General features: G+C 33.0%; 18 protein-coding genes. 11 read left to right on the forward strand and 7 right to left on the reverse strand.

From position 1 onward, the window contains the following. Nucleotides 1-6: 6 nt before the first annotated feature. Nucleotides 7-363 (reverse strand): glyoxalase, encoded by a 357-nt coding sequence (locus ACODH8_RS09385; protein WP_332465651.1) that lies wholly within the window; start codon nucleotides 361-363, stop codon nucleotides 7-9. A gap of 71 nt (nucleotides 364-434) precedes the next feature. After that, nucleotides 435-782 carry a YrvL family regulatory protein gene (locus tag ACODH8_RS09390; protein ID WP_332465652.1) on the reverse strand — a complete coding sequence of 116 codons (348 nt, stop codon included), beginning with the start codon at nucleotides 780-782 and terminating at the stop codon, nucleotides 435-437. A 253-nt stretch (nucleotides 783-1,035) separates the two neighbouring features. On the opposite strand from ACODH8_RS09390, the gene rpsF reads away from it, so the two are divergent. From rpsF to ACODH8_RS09430, 8 genes are all read left to right on the forward strand, one after another. Then, nucleotides 1,036-1,338 (forward strand): 30S ribosomal protein S6, encoded by a 303-nt coding sequence (gene rpsF / locus ACODH8_RS09395; RefSeq protein ID WP_332465653.1) that lies wholly within the window; start codon nucleotides 1,036-1,038, stop codon nucleotides 1,336-1,338. Nucleotides 1,339-1,383: 45 nt separating this feature from the next. After that, complete coding sequence (ssb, locus tag ACODH8_RS09400) at nucleotides 1,384-1,905, forward strand: single-stranded DNA-binding protein (RefSeq protein WP_332465654.1); 522 nt, start codon at nucleotides 1,384-1,386, stop codon at nucleotides 1,903-1,905. 22 nt (nucleotides 1,906-1,927) lie between these two features. Then, nucleotides 1,928-2,170: a 30S ribosomal protein S18 gene (gene rpsR / locus ACODH8_RS09405; RefSeq protein WP_086340744.1), complete on the forward strand. Its 243-nt coding sequence runs from the start codon at nucleotides 1,928-1,930 to the stop codon at nucleotides 2,168-2,170. Nucleotides 2,171-2,316: 146 nt separating this feature from the next. Further along, entirely contained in the window at nucleotides 2,317-2,769 is a 453-nt protein-coding gene (gene rplI / locus ACODH8_RS09410) for a 50S ribosomal protein L9 (RefSeq protein ID WP_332465655.1), read from the forward strand. Between the two features lie 24 nt (nucleotides 2,770-2,793). Then, the gene (dnaB, locus tag ACODH8_RS09415) at nucleotides 2,794-4,155 is read left to right on the forward strand and encodes a replicative DNA helicase (RefSeq protein WP_332465656.1); all 1,362 of its coding nucleotides are present in this window, start codon (nucleotides 2,794-2,796) and stop codon (nucleotides 4,153-4,155) included. Nucleotides 4,156-4,272: 117 nt separating this feature from the next. Next, a complete protein-coding gene (locus tag ACODH8_RS09420; protein ID WP_332465657.1) occupies nucleotides 4,273-5,565 on the forward strand; it encodes an adenylosuccinate synthase in 1,293 nt (430 codons plus the stop codon). A gap of 78 nt (nucleotides 5,566-5,643) precedes the next feature. Beyond that, on the forward strand, nucleotides 5,644-6,516 hold the full coding sequence (locus ACODH8_RS09425) for a DegV family protein (protein ID WP_332465658.1): 873 nt from the start codon (nucleotides 5,644-5,646) through the stop codon (nucleotides 6,514-6,516). 43 nt (nucleotides 6,517-6,559) lie between these two features. Beyond that, complete coding sequence (locus ACODH8_RS09430; RefSeq protein WP_332465659.1) at nucleotides 6,560-7,306, forward strand: C39 family peptidase; 747 nt, start codon at nucleotides 6,560-6,562, stop codon at nucleotides 7,304-7,306. 45 nt (nucleotides 7,307-7,351) lie between these two features. On the opposite strand, the gene ACODH8_RS09435 is transcribed toward ACODH8_RS09430, so the two are convergent. After that, the gene (locus ACODH8_RS09435) at nucleotides 7,352-8,971 is read right to left on the reverse strand and encodes an ABC-F family ATP-binding cassette domain-containing protein (protein WP_332465660.1); all 1,620 of its coding nucleotides are present in this window, start codon (nucleotides 8,969-8,971) and stop codon (nucleotides 7,352-7,354) included. 121 nt (nucleotides 8,972-9,092) lie between these two features. Here ACODH8_RS09435 and ACODH8_RS09440 point away from each other — a divergent pair, with 121 nt between their 5' ends. Next, the gene (locus ACODH8_RS09440; protein ID WP_332465661.1) at nucleotides 9,093-9,782 is read left to right on the forward strand and encodes a hypothetical protein; all 690 of its coding nucleotides are present in this window, start codon (nucleotides 9,093-9,095) and stop codon (nucleotides 9,780-9,782) included. A gap of 46 nt (nucleotides 9,783-9,828) precedes the next feature. On the opposite strand, the gene ACODH8_RS09445 is transcribed toward ACODH8_RS09440, so the two are convergent. The 4 genes from ACODH8_RS09445 to ACODH8_RS09460 form a co-directional block, all read right to left on the reverse strand. Continuing rightward, complete coding sequence (locus ACODH8_RS09445; RefSeq protein ID WP_332465662.1) at nucleotides 9,829-10,797, reverse strand: sortase domain-bontaining protein; 969 nt, start codon at nucleotides 10,795-10,797, stop codon at nucleotides 9,829-9,831. A gap of 280 nt (nucleotides 10,798-11,077) precedes the next feature. After that, on the reverse strand, nucleotides 11,078-12,064 hold the full coding sequence (locus ACODH8_RS09450) for a polyprenyl synthetase family protein (protein ID WP_332465663.1): 987 nt from the start codon (nucleotides 12,062-12,064) through the stop codon (nucleotides 11,078-11,080). Nucleotides 12,065-12,094: 30 nt separating this feature from the next. Further along, the gene (locus ACODH8_RS09455; protein ID WP_332465664.1) at nucleotides 12,095-12,619 is read right to left on the reverse strand and encodes a Gx transporter family protein; all 525 of its coding nucleotides are present in this window, start codon (nucleotides 12,617-12,619) and stop codon (nucleotides 12,095-12,097) included. A gap of 151 nt (nucleotides 12,620-12,770) precedes the next feature. Beyond that, nucleotides 12,771-14,684 carry an NAD(P)/FAD-dependent oxidoreductase gene (locus tag ACODH8_RS09460; RefSeq protein WP_332465665.1) on the reverse strand — a complete coding sequence of 638 codons (1,914 nt, stop codon included), beginning with the start codon at nucleotides 14,682-14,684 and terminating at the stop codon, nucleotides 12,771-12,773. A gap of 281 nt (nucleotides 14,685-14,965) precedes the next feature. Here ACODH8_RS09460 and pplA point away from each other — a divergent pair, with 281 nt between their 5' ends. Together pplA and ACODH8_RS09470 are read left to right on the forward strand one after the other, a co-directional pair. Beyond that, nucleotides 14,966-15,892, forward strand: coding sequence for an extracellular electron transfer flavoprotein PplA (pplA, locus tag ACODH8_RS09465; protein ID WP_332465666.1), 927 nt, complete (start codon nucleotides 14,966-14,968; stop codon nucleotides 15,890-15,892). Between the two features lie 104 nt (nucleotides 15,893-15,996). Further along, entirely contained in the window at nucleotides 15,997-17,115 is a 1,119-nt protein-coding gene (locus ACODH8_RS09470; protein ID WP_332465667.1) for an FAD:protein FMN transferase, read from the forward strand. The last annotated feature ends 9 nt before the right edge of the window (nucleotides 17,116-17,124 follow it).

The following is a 17,124-nucleotide window of genomic DNA, read 5'->3' on the forward strand; positions in this document are numbered from 1 at the left end:
TCTTTTTTAGGCTTCTGCAATAACGAAATAGTTTCCTTCAGGATCTGGAAAAGCGAATGTTTGAAGAGAACCTTGTATCATGATATCCATGGCATTTTCTATTTTTTGATGTAGTTCTTTGAAGTTAGAGCTAAATAGCATGATAGAAGGTGTGTTTCCTAAAACTTCTGGCGAATACTTTTTAATAAATTCTTTTGGAAATAAAGAAAATTCCACCTGATCATTAATTTTTAGTGTAATCGATAAAAAGTTTTCAGGTAAATCTTGGCGTTCAAGTTCAATTGCGTCGATAGTGTCTACCCAAAAATGAGCTATTTTTTCAACGTCTTCAACATATAACATAATTCTTGTTTTATTTATCATTTGTAAGACCTCCAATAGGTATTTAAATCTAGCAAAATACTTCTTCTACGAGCTTTAACTTCTAAATAATCTTAGGGTTCACTTTTCTCTAAAAAAAGCTCTAGGGCTGTAAAAATGAAGGCTGCAGCGAAAGTAGCAAAATATGAGAAAGAAACACTTTCCATTATTTTATCTGCAATAGAAATTGAGATAAGAGTGTTAATAAAAATAAAGCTAATGCTAAACTCGTCTTTATTTGTAATCAGGATTTTTAAACCATCAATAATAAATTCAATTAAATAAAATAGCCCTAAAAAAAGAATTAGGAATAGGTTATTTTTATAGGATACACCGAGAAATTTAAAAAGACCTAATGTAGCTAAGTTAATAAAAATAAAGGGAATAGCAATTAGAAGAAACAACATTAATTTTTTTAGCATGTGATATCCTTTCTATTTTTTGTCAGTATATCACATGTTATAAAAACTTGAATAGCTATAGAGAATAACAAAATAGAATTGATATTTTTAGACGTATCTTGTAAGTAAATAGCAAATAAAAACTTTCAAAAAAATAGGTTGCTTTGTCTTGGCAAAAGTTGTATAATATTGTATTGTGAGTAAGCTTTTTTAGGCTTACTCTCCTTGTTCCTATTCAAATAGGAACCTTTAGTCCATAAGGAGGTGAAAATCAATGAAACAGGCAAACACTTACGAAATTATGTATATCATTCGTCCAAACATTGATGAGGAAGCAAAAACTGCTCTTGTAAATCGTTTCGATTCAATCTTGAAAGATAACGGTGCAGAAGTATTGGAATCTAAGTTATGGGGCAAACGCCGTCTAGCTTACGAAATCCAAGATTTCCGTGAAGGAATCTACCACATCGTTAAAGTTTCTTCAACAACAGATGTTGCGGCAATCAGCGAATTTGATCGTTTAGCTAAAATCAATGGCGATATCTTACGTCATATGATCGTTAAAGAAGAAAACTAATCAATGTTTCACGTGAAACATTAACAAACGAGGGGAGAACGACAAATGATTAACAACGTTGTGCTAGTAGGAAGACTTACTCGAGATCCAGAGCTTAGATTTACAGCTAATGGATCAGCTGTAGCAACTTTTAACTTGGCTGTTAATCGTAACTTCACTAATCAAAGTGGAGAACGAGAAGCTGATTTTGTTAATTGTGTGATCTGGAGAAAACCTGCTGAAACATTAGCTAATTATGCCAAAAAAGGTACTTTACTAGGTGTTGTAGGAAGAATTCAAACACGTAATTATGAAAATCAACAAGGTCAAAAAGTGTATGTTACTGAAGTAGTATGTGATAATTTCCAATTATTAGAATCACGTAATGTATCTGAACAAAGACAACAATCAGGTGGCTTTGGTCAAGATATGGGAAACAGTTTTAATAACTTTTCTCAAAATCAAAACAGTCAATCATTTGGCGGCCAATCTTCAAGTAAAAACGAAATGCCGAATTTCGACCGTGATAGCGATCCATTTGGAAGCTCATCACAAATAGATATTTCGGATGACGATTTACCATTCTAAAATAGAATAGGAGGAGCAAAACATGGCAGCTCAACAAAGAAGAGGCGGAAGAAAACGTCGTAAAGTATGTTACTTTACAGCTAACCATATCGATAACATCGATTACAAAGATGTAGAATTATTATCAAGATTTATCTCTGAAAGAGGTAAAATTTTACCACGTCGTGTGACTGGTACTTGTGCAAAACATCAAAGAAAATTAACTATTGCAATTAAACGTGCAAGAATTATGGGCTTATTACCATTCGTTGGTGAAGAGCAATAATAGATAAAGACATTCATTTTAAGTAATGAATGTCTTTTTTTGTTTCACGTGAAACATTAATATTAATATTTTATGTACTATCATAAATGTGTTAGAATAGTAAGGTAATCAATAAAATGTTAATTATAGATAAGGAGTGTTTCTTCATGAAAGTAATTTTTTTACAAGATGTAAAAGGAAAAGGTAAAAAAGGTGAAGTTAAAGAGGTTGCAGTAGGCTATGCACAAAACTTTTTATTAAAAAAAGGATTAGCAGTAGAAGCAACTCCACAAGCTTTAAGTGAATTAAAAGGTAAAACAAATGCTAAGGCAAAAGAGGATGCAGAAGTATTAGCTGAAGCTGAAAAATTAAAAGAACTAATAGAATCAGAAGGATTTGAAGTGGTTATTAAATCAAAAGCTGGAGAAGACAGCCGTTTATTTGGTTCTATTCCATCAAAACAAATTGCTGATGCTTTAGAGAAACAACATAATATTAAAATAGATAAACGTAAAATGGATTTAAAACAACCGATTAAAGCATTAGGTTATACAAATGTACCAACTAAATTACATCAAAAAGTAACAGCTAAATTAAGAGTACATGTGGTAGCAGAATAAAATTAAGGATAGGTGATTTTTAGTATGGAACTTATCCAGCAAGATAGGATACCACCACAAAGTGTTGAAGCAGAACAAGCAGTATTAGGTTCTGTTTTTTTAGACTCAGATGCAATTGTTGAAGCGATGGAATATATTGAAGCAAAAGATTTTTATCGTAGATCTCATCAAACTATTTTTCAAATAATGATTGATCTTAATAATCGTAATGAAGCGATTGATGCTATTACGATTAAAGAGCAACTTGAACAAAAGAAAATGCTAGAAGATATTGGTGGAGTCAGTTATCTATCAGAGCTAACTTTAAGTGTTCCAACAGCAGCTAACGTAGGTTATTATGCAAGAATAGTTGAACAAAAAGCTTTATTAAGAAATTTAATTCAAACAGCTACTGATATTGTTGCTAGTGGTTTTGAACAAGAAGAAGATGTAGAAAGCATTTTAGATGAAGCTGAAAGGAAAATACTTGAGGTTTCTGAAAAAAGAAATCGAAGTGGCTTTTTAGCTATTGCAGATGTTTTAGGCGATTCGATTAACAATATCGAAAAACTTTCCCAACAAGGTGAAGCTATCACAGGACTACCAACAGGCTATCATGCATTAGATAAAATGACTGCAGGACTTCAAGCAGAAGAATTAATTATATTAGCGGCACGTCCAGCGGTAGGGAAAACAGCATTTGCTCTTAACATTGCACAAAACGTAGGAACCAAAACGAATGAGTCAGTGGCTATCTTTAGTTTAGAAATGAGTGCTGAATCATTAGTTAACCGTATGTTATGTTCAGAAGGATTAGTAGAAGCAGGTCATTTGAAAACAGGTCAGTTATCAGATGAAGAGTGGGATAATATCATTGTAGCTATGGGTAGTTTATCAAAAGCCAATATATTTATTGATGATACGCCAGGTATTAAAATATCAGAAATTAGAGCCAAATGCCGTAAACTTCATCAAGAACAAGGTGGATTAGGTTTAGTTCTAATTGATTACCTGCAGTTAATTGAGGGAACAGGTCGTGAGAATAGACAACAAGAAGTTTCTGAGATTTCACGTCAATTAAAAAAATTAGCGAAAGAATTAAAAGTACCTGTAATAGCTTTATCTCAGTTATCTCGTGGTGTGGAACAACGTCAGGATAAACGTCCAGTATTAAGTGATATTCGTGAATCAGGATCAATTGAGCAGGATGCGGATATTGTAGCCTTTCTTTACCGTGATGATTATTATCGAAGTGAAGACGGAGAAGATGAGGAACCACAAGAAAGTAATAACGTTATAGAAGTTATTATTGAAAAGAACAGAAGTGGGGCAAGGGGAACAGTAGAGTTACTATTCATCAAAGAATACAATAAATTCTCGTCCCTTTCACCTCGTGAAGAGTTCTAATGTTCGTCTTTTAATATTTTATAACAAATTTAATTAAATAACATTCGGTTTTATTGAAAAATAACATTTTTTTTGCTAAAATAGTTAAGTAATAGAATAAAAGAATGGAGTGTTTATATGTCATCAGTTGTAGTAGTAGGAACTCAGTGGGGCGATGAAGGAAAAGGAAAGATTACAGACTTTTTAAGTGAGAATGCTGAAGTAATTGCACGTTATCAAGGCGGAGATAATGCAGGTCATACGATTCAATTTGATGGAACGACATATAAATTACACTTAATTCCGTCAGGTATTTTCTATAAAGAAAAAATTAGCGTGATTGGTAATGGCGTTGTTATTAACCCTAAATCAATTACGAAAGAACTTAAATATTTAGCAGATCATGGTATTTCAACGGAGAACTTAAGAATCAGTGATCGTGCACACGTGATTTTACCTTACCATATTAAATTAGATCAGTTACAAGAAGATGCTAAAGGCGAAGACAAAATTGGTACCACTATTAAAGGTATTGGTCCAGCATATATGGATAAAGCTGCCCGTGTTGGTATCAGAATTGCTGATTTATTAGATAAAGAAATCTTTGAAGAACGTTTGAAAATTAATTTAGAAGAAAAAAACCGTCAATTTACAAAAATGTATGATTCAGAAGCTTTATCTTTTGATGAAATATTTGAAGAGTACTATCAATATGGTCAAGAAATTAAAAAATATGTTACTGATACGTCAGTGATTTTAAATGATGCATTAGACCAAGGTAAACGTGTTTTATTTGAAGGAGCTCAAGGAGTCATGCTTGATATTGATCAAGGAACATATCCTTTTGTAACTTCTTCAAATCCAGTAGCAGGTGGCGTAACTATCGGAAGTGGTGTAGGTCCTTCTAAAATCGATAAAGTAGTCGGTGTATGTAAGGCTTATACATCTCGTGTTGGAGACGGTCCATTTCCAACTGAATTGTTTGATGAAACAGGTCAACAAATTCGTGAAGTAGGTCGTGAATATGGTACTACTACAGGTAGACCTCGTCGTGTTGGTTGGTTTGATACAGTAGTTATGCGTCACTCAAAACGTGTATCAGGAATTACTAATTTATCTTTAAATTCAATTGATGTTTTAACAGGTTTACCAACTGTTAAAATTTGTACAGCTTATGAACTAGATGGAGAAGAAATTTATCACTATCCAGCTAGTTTAAAAGAATTATCTCGTTGTAAACCAATCTATGAAGAGTTACCAGGATGGGATGAAGATATTACTGGTTGTAAAACATTATCTGATTTACCAGAAAACGCAAGAAACTATGTACACCGTGTATCAGAACTAGTTGGCGTTAGAATTTCAACATTCTCAGTAGGTCCAGACCGTACTCAAACAAATGTTTTAGAAAGTGTTTGGTCACAAATTTAATAGAAGATTGAGAAGAAGTAGAGATACTTCTTCTTTTTTTTTGTAAAAGATAGTAAGATGTGTACAGGAGGTTGTAAAATGACTAAAAAATTTGATTTGTTAGTAGATTCATGTTGTGATTTACCTTTTGATTATTTGGAAGTAAATGATGTTCAATTAGTTAGTATGATGATTAATTTGAATCATAAAGAATACGTGGATGATTTAGGAAAAACATTTGATTACAATTGGTTTATGGAACAATTAAAAGAGGAGCAAATGCCAAGTACCTCTCAAATTAATATTGGGGCATATAATAATGTTTTTCAAAAATATACCGATTCAGAAAAACCACTTCTTTACTTAGCATTTTCTTCAGAATTAAGTGGCTCTCAAAGAAATGCCTATTCGGCAGTACGCTTATTAGAAGAAGATAACAAAAAAGTAAATGTAAAAATAATTGATTCAAAAGCGGCTTCATTAGGTGAAGGGCTATTAATTAGAGAAGTTATCAAACAAAGAAATGCAGGAAAAGATTTAGCTGATGTTGTGACATGGTTAGAAGAGAACATTAATAAAGTTCATTCTTGGGTAACAGTAAATGATTTAAATCATTTAGAACGTGGTGGTCGTATTTCTAAAACTAGTGCAGCAATAGGTAGTTTAGTAAAAATAAAACCGATTATCCATGTTGATAAAAACGGAAAATTAGTTAATATCGGAAAAACAAGAGGACGTAATAAATCGCTTGAAAAGATTGTTGCAGAAACTAAAAGAACAATCGTCAATAGTGAAGAGCAAACACTATTAGTCGCCTATGCAGGTGATTTGGAGGCTGCTGAGCACGTTAAGCAATTGATTATGGAGTCAATAACTGTTAGAAATGTAGAACTATTACCAATGGGACCAACAATTGCTAGTCATACTGGTTATGGAGCAATCGCGATTTTTTCATTTGGTATCGAAAGATAATCTTATTTCTAATTAATGATAAAAGGACAAGGAGAGATTAGAAGTGAAACAAAAGAAAGTTTATATTTTATTTACGATGATTACATTAGCTATTATTTCACTCTTTTTTTCTATCTATCTAACTCGTTTTTTTACCACTCAAGCAAAACAAGAAGCAGCTGAAGCTAAAAAATTTGCTCAAGCACAAGAAGTAGCTAGGTTAAAAGCAATTGAAGAGAATAAAACGTATTCTGAGAAAATGAATGATCAAATAGAGCAGGGAAAATTTAAAGCTAGATTAGATGTCCCGCTTATTATTCAGACCGATGAACCATGGCGTGATGCGTTCTATGGTGAAGAAGGTGGAAACTCTTTGACGAATACTTTAGCCATTAATGGATGTGCCTTGACAGCTTTAGCCATGGTTAGCTCATTCATTGAAAATAAAGAAATAAGTCCAATTGATATATTAGAATGGTCGGGCAACCGTTATTTTACAGAAGAAAACGGAACGGCTTGGCACATTTTTCACGATTATGCTTTAGCTAAAGATTATACTTGGATTGACTTAGAGGATAAGGTAGATGCAGCTAAAAAAGAATTACAAGCTGGCCATGCTGTAATTGTCTCTGTCAAACAAGGCTATTTTACAGAGGTAGGACATGTTATGGTTTTAACAGGATATGATCCTGAAAGTAATACTTTTTGGATTAATAATCCTAGTGATAATGAAGAAAAGAAACACACATCAAAAGCTTTCACAGAAGAAGAATTAACTAAAGAAGCTTTGCGTTACTGGACAATCTATTAATAAAAAGCCCCACTTTTCAGAACCGAAAAGTGGGGCTTTTATTTATTAAAATATGTTAGCTAGTTGTTCTTTAACTGTTGGATTTTCTAAGAAATCATCATAAGTTGTTTCAGCACGATCTACAACACCATTATCAGAAACAGCAATGATACGGTTAGCTGTTGTTTGAATAAATTGGTGGTCATGAGAAGCAAAAAGGATTGAGCCGTTAAAAGCAATTAAACCGTCGTTAAGAGCAGTAATTGATTCTAAGTCTAAATGGTTTGTTGGGTCATCTAAAACTAATACGTTAGCTTTTGAAAGCATTAATTTAGATAACATACAACGAACTTTTTCTCCCCCTGAAAGAACATTAACTGATTTTAATACATCTTCACCAGAGAATAACATACGTCCTAAGAAACTACGTAAGAAGGTATTATCTGACTCTTCTTTAGATGCGTATTGACGTAACCAGTCAACAATTGATTGATCAGTATCAAATTCATCAGATGTATCTTTTGGTAAGTATGCTTGGCTTGTTGTAACTCCCCAGCGTACAGATCCAGAATCTGGTTCCATTTCACCCATGATAATTTTGAAAAGAACAGTAGTCGTAATATCGTCTTTTGCGATAAAAGCAGCTTTGTCATCTTTTCTAAGAGTGAAAGAAACATTGTCTAAAATTTTCTTACCATCAATTGTTTTAGAGATATTTTCAACTTGTAATAAGTCATTTCCAATTTCACGTTCTGCTTTAAAACCAACGAATGGGTAACGACGTGAAGAAGGTTGGATATCATCTAATTCAATTTTATCTAACATTTTTTTACGAGAAGTAGCTTGTTTTGATTTAGAAGCGTTGGCACTAAATCTAGCAATAAATTCTTGTAATTCTTTTACTTTTTCTTCTTTTTTAGCATTTTGATCAGATTGTAATCTTGCTGCTAATTGACTTGATTCTAACCAGAAATCATAGTTACCTACGAATAATTTGATTTTACCAAAGTCTAAGTCTGCCATGTGTGTACATACTTTATTTAAGAAATGACGGTCATGGGAAACAGTAATAATTGTGTTTTCTGAGTTGATTAAAAATTCTTCTAACCAAGCAATTGAATCACGATCTAAACCGTTTGTTGGCTCATCTAAAAGTAATACATCAGGTTGACCAAATAAAGCTTGAGCTAATAATACTTTTACTTTTTGACCAGCTGTTAATTCAGCCATTTTTAAGTCATGTAGGCTTTCAGGAATATTTAATCCTTGAAGTAAACTAGAAGCTTCAGGTTCTGCTTCCCATCCGTTTAATTCAGCGAATTCTCCCTCAAGTTCTGCAGCTCTTATACCATCTTCATCAGAGAAATCTGGTTTCATATAAATGGCATCTTTTTCTTGCATAATTTCATAAAGACGCTTGTGTCCCATCATAACAGTATGAATAACTGTTTGATCTTCATAATCGAAGTGGTTCTGTTTTAAGGTTGCTAGACGTTCATCAGGTCCTAACGTTACGTTTCCTGTTGAAGGTTCAATTTCTCCTGAAAGAATCTTTAAAAATGTTGATTTTCCAGCACCGTTAGCACCGATTAATCCGTAACAGTTTCCAGGAGTGAATTTAATATCTACATCTTGAAATAGTTTTCTATCCGGAAATTGTAGACTGACGTTTGATACAGTAATCATGTAATCCCTCACTTTTTTCTTTTCACTTTTTAGTGTGTCGCTTTCGATTATATAGGGCTTGTGAAGGGAATGCAAGAAAGTAGAAGGGATTGTGATATAATACTCAAAAAGAGGTGATTTAATGTGGTATTTGATGCTATTCTTCTTAGTTGTTTTACCTAGTTATTTTTTTATAAGAGGTATCCGAAAGAAGAATCATAGAAAAATTAATTTAATCCTGGCTAGTCTTTTAAGTTTACCACTCTTATTTGTGATATCTAATGAGGTCGGTTATCGGTTATTACAAAAAGACTTAACAAAAGAGAGCATCCAATTATTTGAAAAAAATTACGGAATACCTAAAGATGAGATTATTATGATTGAACCAATGGCATCTCGCATGAAACATAACATGAATATGGAAATCACAACTAAAAAAGATTTTGCTAATTGGCAAGAGCAAGTGAAGCAGACGGGTGAATTTCTAACAGGTGAAAAAATACCATCAGACAAAATGGATGAGATTATCACTCAAGTAGAAAATTGTGAAATCACTTATGATTCTAGTTACCACATAGATGGGCAGACAGATTATAATTATCCCTATTCTAAATTAAAATATAAGAAGAATAGTCAGAATGATCAAGGTGTAGGAGTGGGTGTTTCTACAGGAAAAAATAATTTACCTGAAGTGATTCGATTATCTAAAAGACTAGAAGAAACTAAGAAGAGATTGACTGAATTTTACGCCTACCCACCACTAGATAAAGAAATGGAAGAGATATTTAATCATGCCTTAATACCAGAAAATCACTATTCATTAGATGAATAAAATCAGAAAGAAAAATCAATTTTTATTGATTTTTCTTTCTTTTTTATTAAGCAGGAAAGGCAATAACAACTAAATTAATATCGGCATTAATACAAGTTTGAAGAGTAATTCTTTCTTCTGAACCAGGATCAAGAATATAGTCTACCCAATTTTCATTAGTAGCAATATTAGTTCCGTAATCATCTACTTGGAAAATAGAGCTTACAAGATAAGTTGAAGGATTTCCATTAGCGTCAGTAACAACAACTTTGTCCCCAATCACTAAAGAAAATAAGTGACTAAAAATCCCAGGGTTATGGCCAATAAAGTGTGTATTAACCCCATCATTGGCAGATTGATAAGCAGCACCACCAAAAGTGGCTACCATGTTACGATCATTATTGATAATAGATTGTCCAGTGGCTTCTCCAGCATTTTGATAAGGTATTGTTACGCCACTAAAAGATAAGGTATTGCCTTGATTTGTAATAGGAGCACTATGAGTTTCTTCTTGTGTAGACGTTTGAACGACAGAATAGTTTTCAGTTGTTGAATTATCTTGAGTAACAACAGGCTCAATAACAGGCATTTGTTGTGTTTCAGGTTGTTTTGTTATATTAGTTGTTGTGGCTACTTTTTTGGGTGTTTCTTTTTTTATAGCAGGCTTAACGGTAATAGTAATCTGTTCAGTTGTCTCTTTATGATTAGAATCGGTGGCAGTTAAAGTGACAGATTGTTCTTGTGCAACTTCAGTTGAAAATTCACTAACAGAAACAGGTAGTGTGTTTCCGGAGTTATCTGTAGCTACAACTCCATCTAATACATTAATTTTTTCCCCTTGAAAAATTTCCCAATTTTTTTGACCTTTTATAGTAGGTGGTGTGGTATCAATTTTAGGCGCGTTGATTATTTGTTCAGTTGATCCAAAAGTGGCAGCAGCAGTAGTGATTTCTTGTCCTTTTGTTTCTAGTAGAGCTCCGGCAACCCCAACTAGAAGTGATAAAGAAGCTAAGCTAATAATGATTGATTGTTTCATACTAATCCCTCCAAAAGTAAATGGTGAGATTTCGCATTTATCGATAAAATTAAAATCTGTTTTTCTATAGGTTAATCATATATCGAAAGGTAAAACAGATTAATTATTTTAACTTCGTATTTTAGAAAAGGAGAGTTTAAAATATTGAGAAGTTACTGATATCAAGGGTTATAGATGAGATTCAATATTTTCACATATATATGTAAGAGGAATCAAAAGTGCGTTATTTAAAAAGACAAACAAAAAAAGATGGCTTAAAAACCATCTTTTTTGTTTGTCTTTAATTAGTTCGAACTAAAATATTTTTAGTGATATTATAAATTTGTTCTTTTGTATTTTTTTTATCTGAAGGAAGAGATTGAATCAGATTAAGTGCAGTTTCAGTATAATGATCGGCTAACTCATACGCTTTTTTCACACCATTATAAGTCACAACACCCTCGTGAACTTTTTTAGCATCTTCATCAGTCATTAAATCTTTTTTACTTAATAGCGGCGTAAAAAATTCTTTGTTTTCTTCCATCGCACAAATCAAAGGTAAACTATAAACACCTTGCTTTACGTCTTCTAGTACTGGTTTTCCAATAGTTGTTTCAGATTGGGTGTAATCTAAGATATCGTCTACAATTTGAAAAGCAATTCCGATTGACTTACCAATTTCTCGACAAGTTCCAGCTAAGCGAGAAGAACCACCATTTTCGAAACAGCCTAAAAAACAACTTAAGGCAAATAATTCAGCTGTTTTTCCAGAAACATTTTTAATGTATTCATCAACAGTGATATCAATTTGATAACGCGTATTCATTTGGCCAAGTTCACCTAATAATACTTTTTCCATACTAGCTGTATTAAGAGAAACACTACGTAAAGAATCTGTATATTTTACTAACAATTTAAAACAAACAATAAAGAGGTAATCACCTGCATAAACAGCAACATCTTTATCAAATTTTGTTTGTAAGGTAGTGACACCACGTCTAACTTCTGCTTCATCAATAATATCATCATGAATTAAGGTAGCAGTGTGTAAAGTCTCCATTGCAGCAGCAAGAGCAATACTCTTTTTTTTGTCAGTTTTTTTACCTAGCTCAGAAAATAGTAAAAGGTAAGCAGGTCTTAAGAGTTTACCTCCAGAATGAAATAACTCTAAAATAGTTCCTTCAATTTCTTTGTTAGGTAGATCAATAGATGAAGACATTAAATCTAAGGTTTTCTCTAAATCTTTTTTGAGAGTGGGATATGGCTCCCACATTGAGTGGATATTCATAAGTATGCTCCTTTTTTAAAGGTTGGTTCCTTAATCATAGTTAAGTTTAAATTCTTGAATGGTTTTAACATGAGTCATAATATAGTTAGCAGCTATTCCAATGGCAATTCCAGCTAAAATACCAATCCAAGAGAGAATAGGTAAGTAGAGTAGCACATTCCATGATCTAGCAATCCAACTTGCAACTAGTAACTGCCCAACATTATGTAAAAAGCCACCACAAGCGCTGATACCGATAGTACTAATTCGCTTTGGACCTAGTTGTTTTAAAGAAAGCATTCCAAAGTAACTTAAAAGAGCTCCACCAGCGCTATATAATAAAGTTGAAGGAGTCCCACCTAATAGAGTGGTTAAAAATAAGCGTAGAATAACTAAGAGAAAACTATCTTTAACTGGCATTGTAAAAATAGCGATGATGGTAATTAGATTAGCTAAACCTAATTTAGCACCAGGGGCAAAAGCAAATGGAAAAGGAATCATATTTTCAAGTAAACCAATAATGACACCTTGAGCAACAAGTAATGAAATATAGATTAATCGTTTATTTTTGTTCATGTTAAAATTCTCCTATCATAGTGAGAATACTACTATCTAAATTAGAAAGCAATGTTATATATCATATAGTATATCAGAAAATAACATCACTCAAAATGATATTAAAAGGAAAAGAGGCTGACATATTCGTCAACCTCTTTTAAAGTCATCTTTAGGCGTTCTCACCGTAGCGAGATTTTACATCACCATACCACCATTTACCAGCAGTTTTTTGGATCCATGGAATTACCCATTTGTCTAAACCAAATGAACGACCTGAACCATTCATTAAGGCAAATGCGACAAAGATAAACCAAATGTTAACCCAGTAGAACATACCTGATAAACAGAACATAATAACTAGAACAATTGTTGTTGCATTTGCTAACCATGTAAATAGTCCAACGATAATTGCTAGAGCTAAGGCAACTTCAAAAATAGTCATAAATTTTTGCATGAATAAAGCAACTTCAGTATTAGGCATCATAAATTCCATAATAGAAGAGAACCAGCCTGGCATTTCTTTAAAGACTGTCATTGGTTCTTCACCGTATGCATAACTTAATCCAAAAACAGGATCAGCAACAGCAGCAACAGCTTCTCCAGCGCCTTCAGCAGCACTAGCTCCACTTGTTGCATCAGCAGCTTCTTGTAACCATGGGAATGGGAATGCTACGCTATCAGTAAACCATGAACCTTCACCAAACCAAGTACTTGGTTGGAATAATTTCCCTTGACCAACAACTTTTTTCATAGCTTCTACTAACCATACAGAACCGTAGAAGACACGTAATGGAACTGACCATAATACGTTGCTATTACGTGAAGTGTGACCACGCATAATATTTCTTTCATCACCAATTCTGAAGAATTCGTGGATGATGTATTGGAAAGCATAGTAACCAGAACGAATATCAAAGAAGTAACGTAAGTTAATGATATGTTTCATTAACATAGCGAAGAATCCGCTCATATGAATCTTGTCAAAGACACATGCTACAGCATATTTAGATCCAATAGAAACCATGAATCCATCATATTTACCTTTGTATTCTACTTTTTCAGTTCCATTGATTTCAGCTAAAATATTTTTAGCTGCACAATGACCTGTTTGTTCAGCAGCCTGAACAATTTGAGGAGTCGGCATGTTTTCTTTTTCTTCAAAGTAAACTAAATCCCCAACAACATAGATACCTTTATCTTCATAACCTTTAGCTTGCATGAATTCATTAGCTACTAAACGAGCAGCACGAGCTGATTCCATTTCAAATTCTTCAGCGTCACTGTTAGCTTTAACACCAGCAGTCCAGATTAAAGTATGAGTTGGAATAGTTTCACCAGATTTAAGAACAATGTGATCTGCTGCTACTTCAACAATAGGTGTATCTTTTAAGATTTTAACACCTTTTTTAACTAAATATTTTTCAGCTTTTCCAGCGTCATTACGGTCTAACATGTTTAAGATCGTTGGAGCCGCTTCTACAACCATTAAGTTGATTTCGCTAGGATCAAGTTTATTTTTCTTAGCAATAAACTCTTTCCAGTCGATTAATTCTCCGACCATTTCGATTCCAGTAAATCCAGAACCACAAACAACGAAGTTTAACATTGCTTTACGTTTTTCAGCATCTGGCTCCATTGAAGCAAGAGTTACTGTTTTTTCAATATGTTCACGGATTTTAATAGCATCATCCATTGACCATAATGTAAAGCCATTTTCTTTAACACCTGGTGTACCAAAGTCGTTAGGTTCTCCACCCATTGCCAGAACTAAATAATCGAATGAATAAGTGCCTTGTTCTGTTTTAACCACTTTGTTTTCTTTGTCAACGTTCACAACTGAATCAGTTACAACGCTAACGTTTTTTCTCTTACAAAATAATCTTTGTAAGTCGTATTGAATTGCTTCTGGTTCTACACGCCCACCAGCAACTTCATGAAGTTCTGTCATCATCGTTTGATATGAATGACGATCAATTAAAGTAATATGGATATCTTTATTACTTTTTAACTTTTTAGATAACATCTTAGTTGCGGCAATACCTGAGTAACCAGCTCCAACAACAACTATTTCTGTTTTAGCCATATTGATAAGTCTCCCCTTTTCGTAGATAAAATATAATAATAAGAAAAATGATTACGTGAAATAAAATACACAATCGTCTTTTATTATAAAGCCAGACAGGTGAAAAGTCTAACAAAATTTGAGCTTTCAGGATATTTTTTAAGGAATGACGCCTTTCATTAGAAATTTGTGAAAAAATGAATAAGTGGCTAAAAAACCGTTGCAATTTGTTCAACAATGATATAAAATAAAATATGTAAAATAGTTCACATAATTCTAAAAATAAAGGATGGTTTATTATTATGAAAATGAAAAAATTAATTACAGGAACTACAGTATTAGTAATGTCTACTCTATTATTAGCTGCTTGTGGTGGTAATAAAGAAAAAGATACTAAAGATTCAGCAGCAGCATCAACAGAGCAAGTGGCTTCAAGCGAAGAATCAAAAGAAGCAGAAGCTCCAGCTGAAAAAGTTGCAGGTGGCGACTTAAAAGACGGTGAATATACGTTAGAAGAGAAAAACGAAAACAATGGTTACCGTGCAGTATTCACAATGGTAGTTAAAGACGGAAAAATCACAGAATCTAAATATGATAACATCAATAAAGATGGTAAATCAAAAACAGAAGATGCAGAATACAACAAAATGATGGAAGAAAAAGCTGGAAACAGTCCAGAAAAATTCATTCCAGAATTAAACGAAGCATTCTTAGCAGCTCAATCAGCTGACGGTGTTGACGTTGTAACTGGTGCAACTCATTCAACTGAATCATTCAAAAACTATGCACAACAATTAATTCAAGCTGCTCAAGCTGGTAAAACAGACAAAATCGAAATCGACAATGGAGCTGACTTAAAAGACGGTGAATATACATTAGAAGAGAAAAATGAATCTAATGGTTACCGTACAATGTTTACTTTAGTAGTTAAAGATGGAAAAATCGCAGAATCTAAATACGATAACATCAATGCTGAAGGTAAATCAAAAACAGAAGATGCAGAATACAACAAAATGATGGAAGAAAAAGCTGGAAACAGCCCAGAAAAATTCATTCCAGAATTAAACAAAGGTTTAGTTGAAAAACAAAAACCATCTGAAATGGATGTAGTAACAGGAGCAACTCACTCAACTCATTCATTCCAAATGTATGCAGAACAATTAATCAACGCAGCTGAAAAAGGTGATACAGCTAAAATCGAAGTTGATAACATTGTAATGGGTAAATAATTCCAACTATTTAAGGCAGCAGGTCAGTTGACTTGTTGTCTTTTTTATTTGAAAAATGCTAAAATAAATTTTAAAAGAACAAGATATCCTACGGGGGAATGAAAATGAGAATTAAAACTAAACGTCATTTAACGCTATTATTAGTCCCGTTAACGTTATTAATGTTAACAGCATGTGGAACTAATTCAGATAAAGAAACAAAGGAAACAACTGTTAAATCAGGAGAAGTTACGTTACTAAAAGAACCCTATAAAAAAGAAGAGTTTCTTATGGGAACTTATGTAAGAGTTCAAATTTTTGATGAAGGAAAAGAAGATGTTTTAGATAAAACATTTGATCGTATTAAAGAACTAGACAAAAAAATTACAGTTAACGAAAAAGGCTCAGGTTCTGAAATTGAAGCAATCAACGACAATGCAGGTATAAAACCTGTTAAAGTTTCTGATGATGTGTACGGACTAGTAGAAGATTCTCTTTATTATAGTGAAGATTCTAAAGGTGGATTTGATTTAACGATTGGACCTATCACTGAGTTGTGGCATATAGGATTTGATGATGCAAGAAAACCAGAGCAAGCAGAAATTGATGAAGCTTTAAAACTAGTTGATTATCACAAAGTAAAATTAGATGACAAAGAAAAAACGGTATTCTTAGAAGAAAAAGGAATGCGTTTAGACTTAGGTGCTATTGCTAAAGGATACATTACAGATGAAGCTGTTCAAGTATTAGTTGATAACGGTGTAACGTCAGGGATTGTTGATTTAGGTGGTAATATTTATGTACTAGGTGATAGCCCAAGAAGTAAAGATGGCAACTGGAAAATTGGTATCCAAGACCCTAATGAAGCCCGTAATACGATTGCAGGTTCTGTTACTAATAAAAATATGTCTTTAGTAACGTCAGGTATTTATGAAAGAAATCTAGAAGTTGATGGCAAGTTATACCATCACTTGTTTGATTCAAAAACAGGATACCCATTTGAAAATGAAATTGCAGGAGTAACAATTATTTCTGACACTTCTACAGCAGGTGATGGCTTATCAACTGGCGTGTTCGCTATGGGTGTTAAAAATGGCATGAAATATGTTGAGGATCGTAAAGACATTGATGCTATTTTCATTACAAAAGAAGATCATATTTATTTAAGCAGTGGTGTTCAAGATCGTTTTGTTTTAAATGAAGATTCACCTTATAAAGTGAAAGACATTAAAGATTTGAAATAGTGAGGGCAT

Origin of the sequence: Vagococcus fluvialis (genome assembly GCF_048815235.1) — a bacterium.
Taxonomy (GTDB): domain Bacteria; phylum Bacillota; class Bacilli; order Lactobacillales; family Vagococcaceae; genus Vagococcus.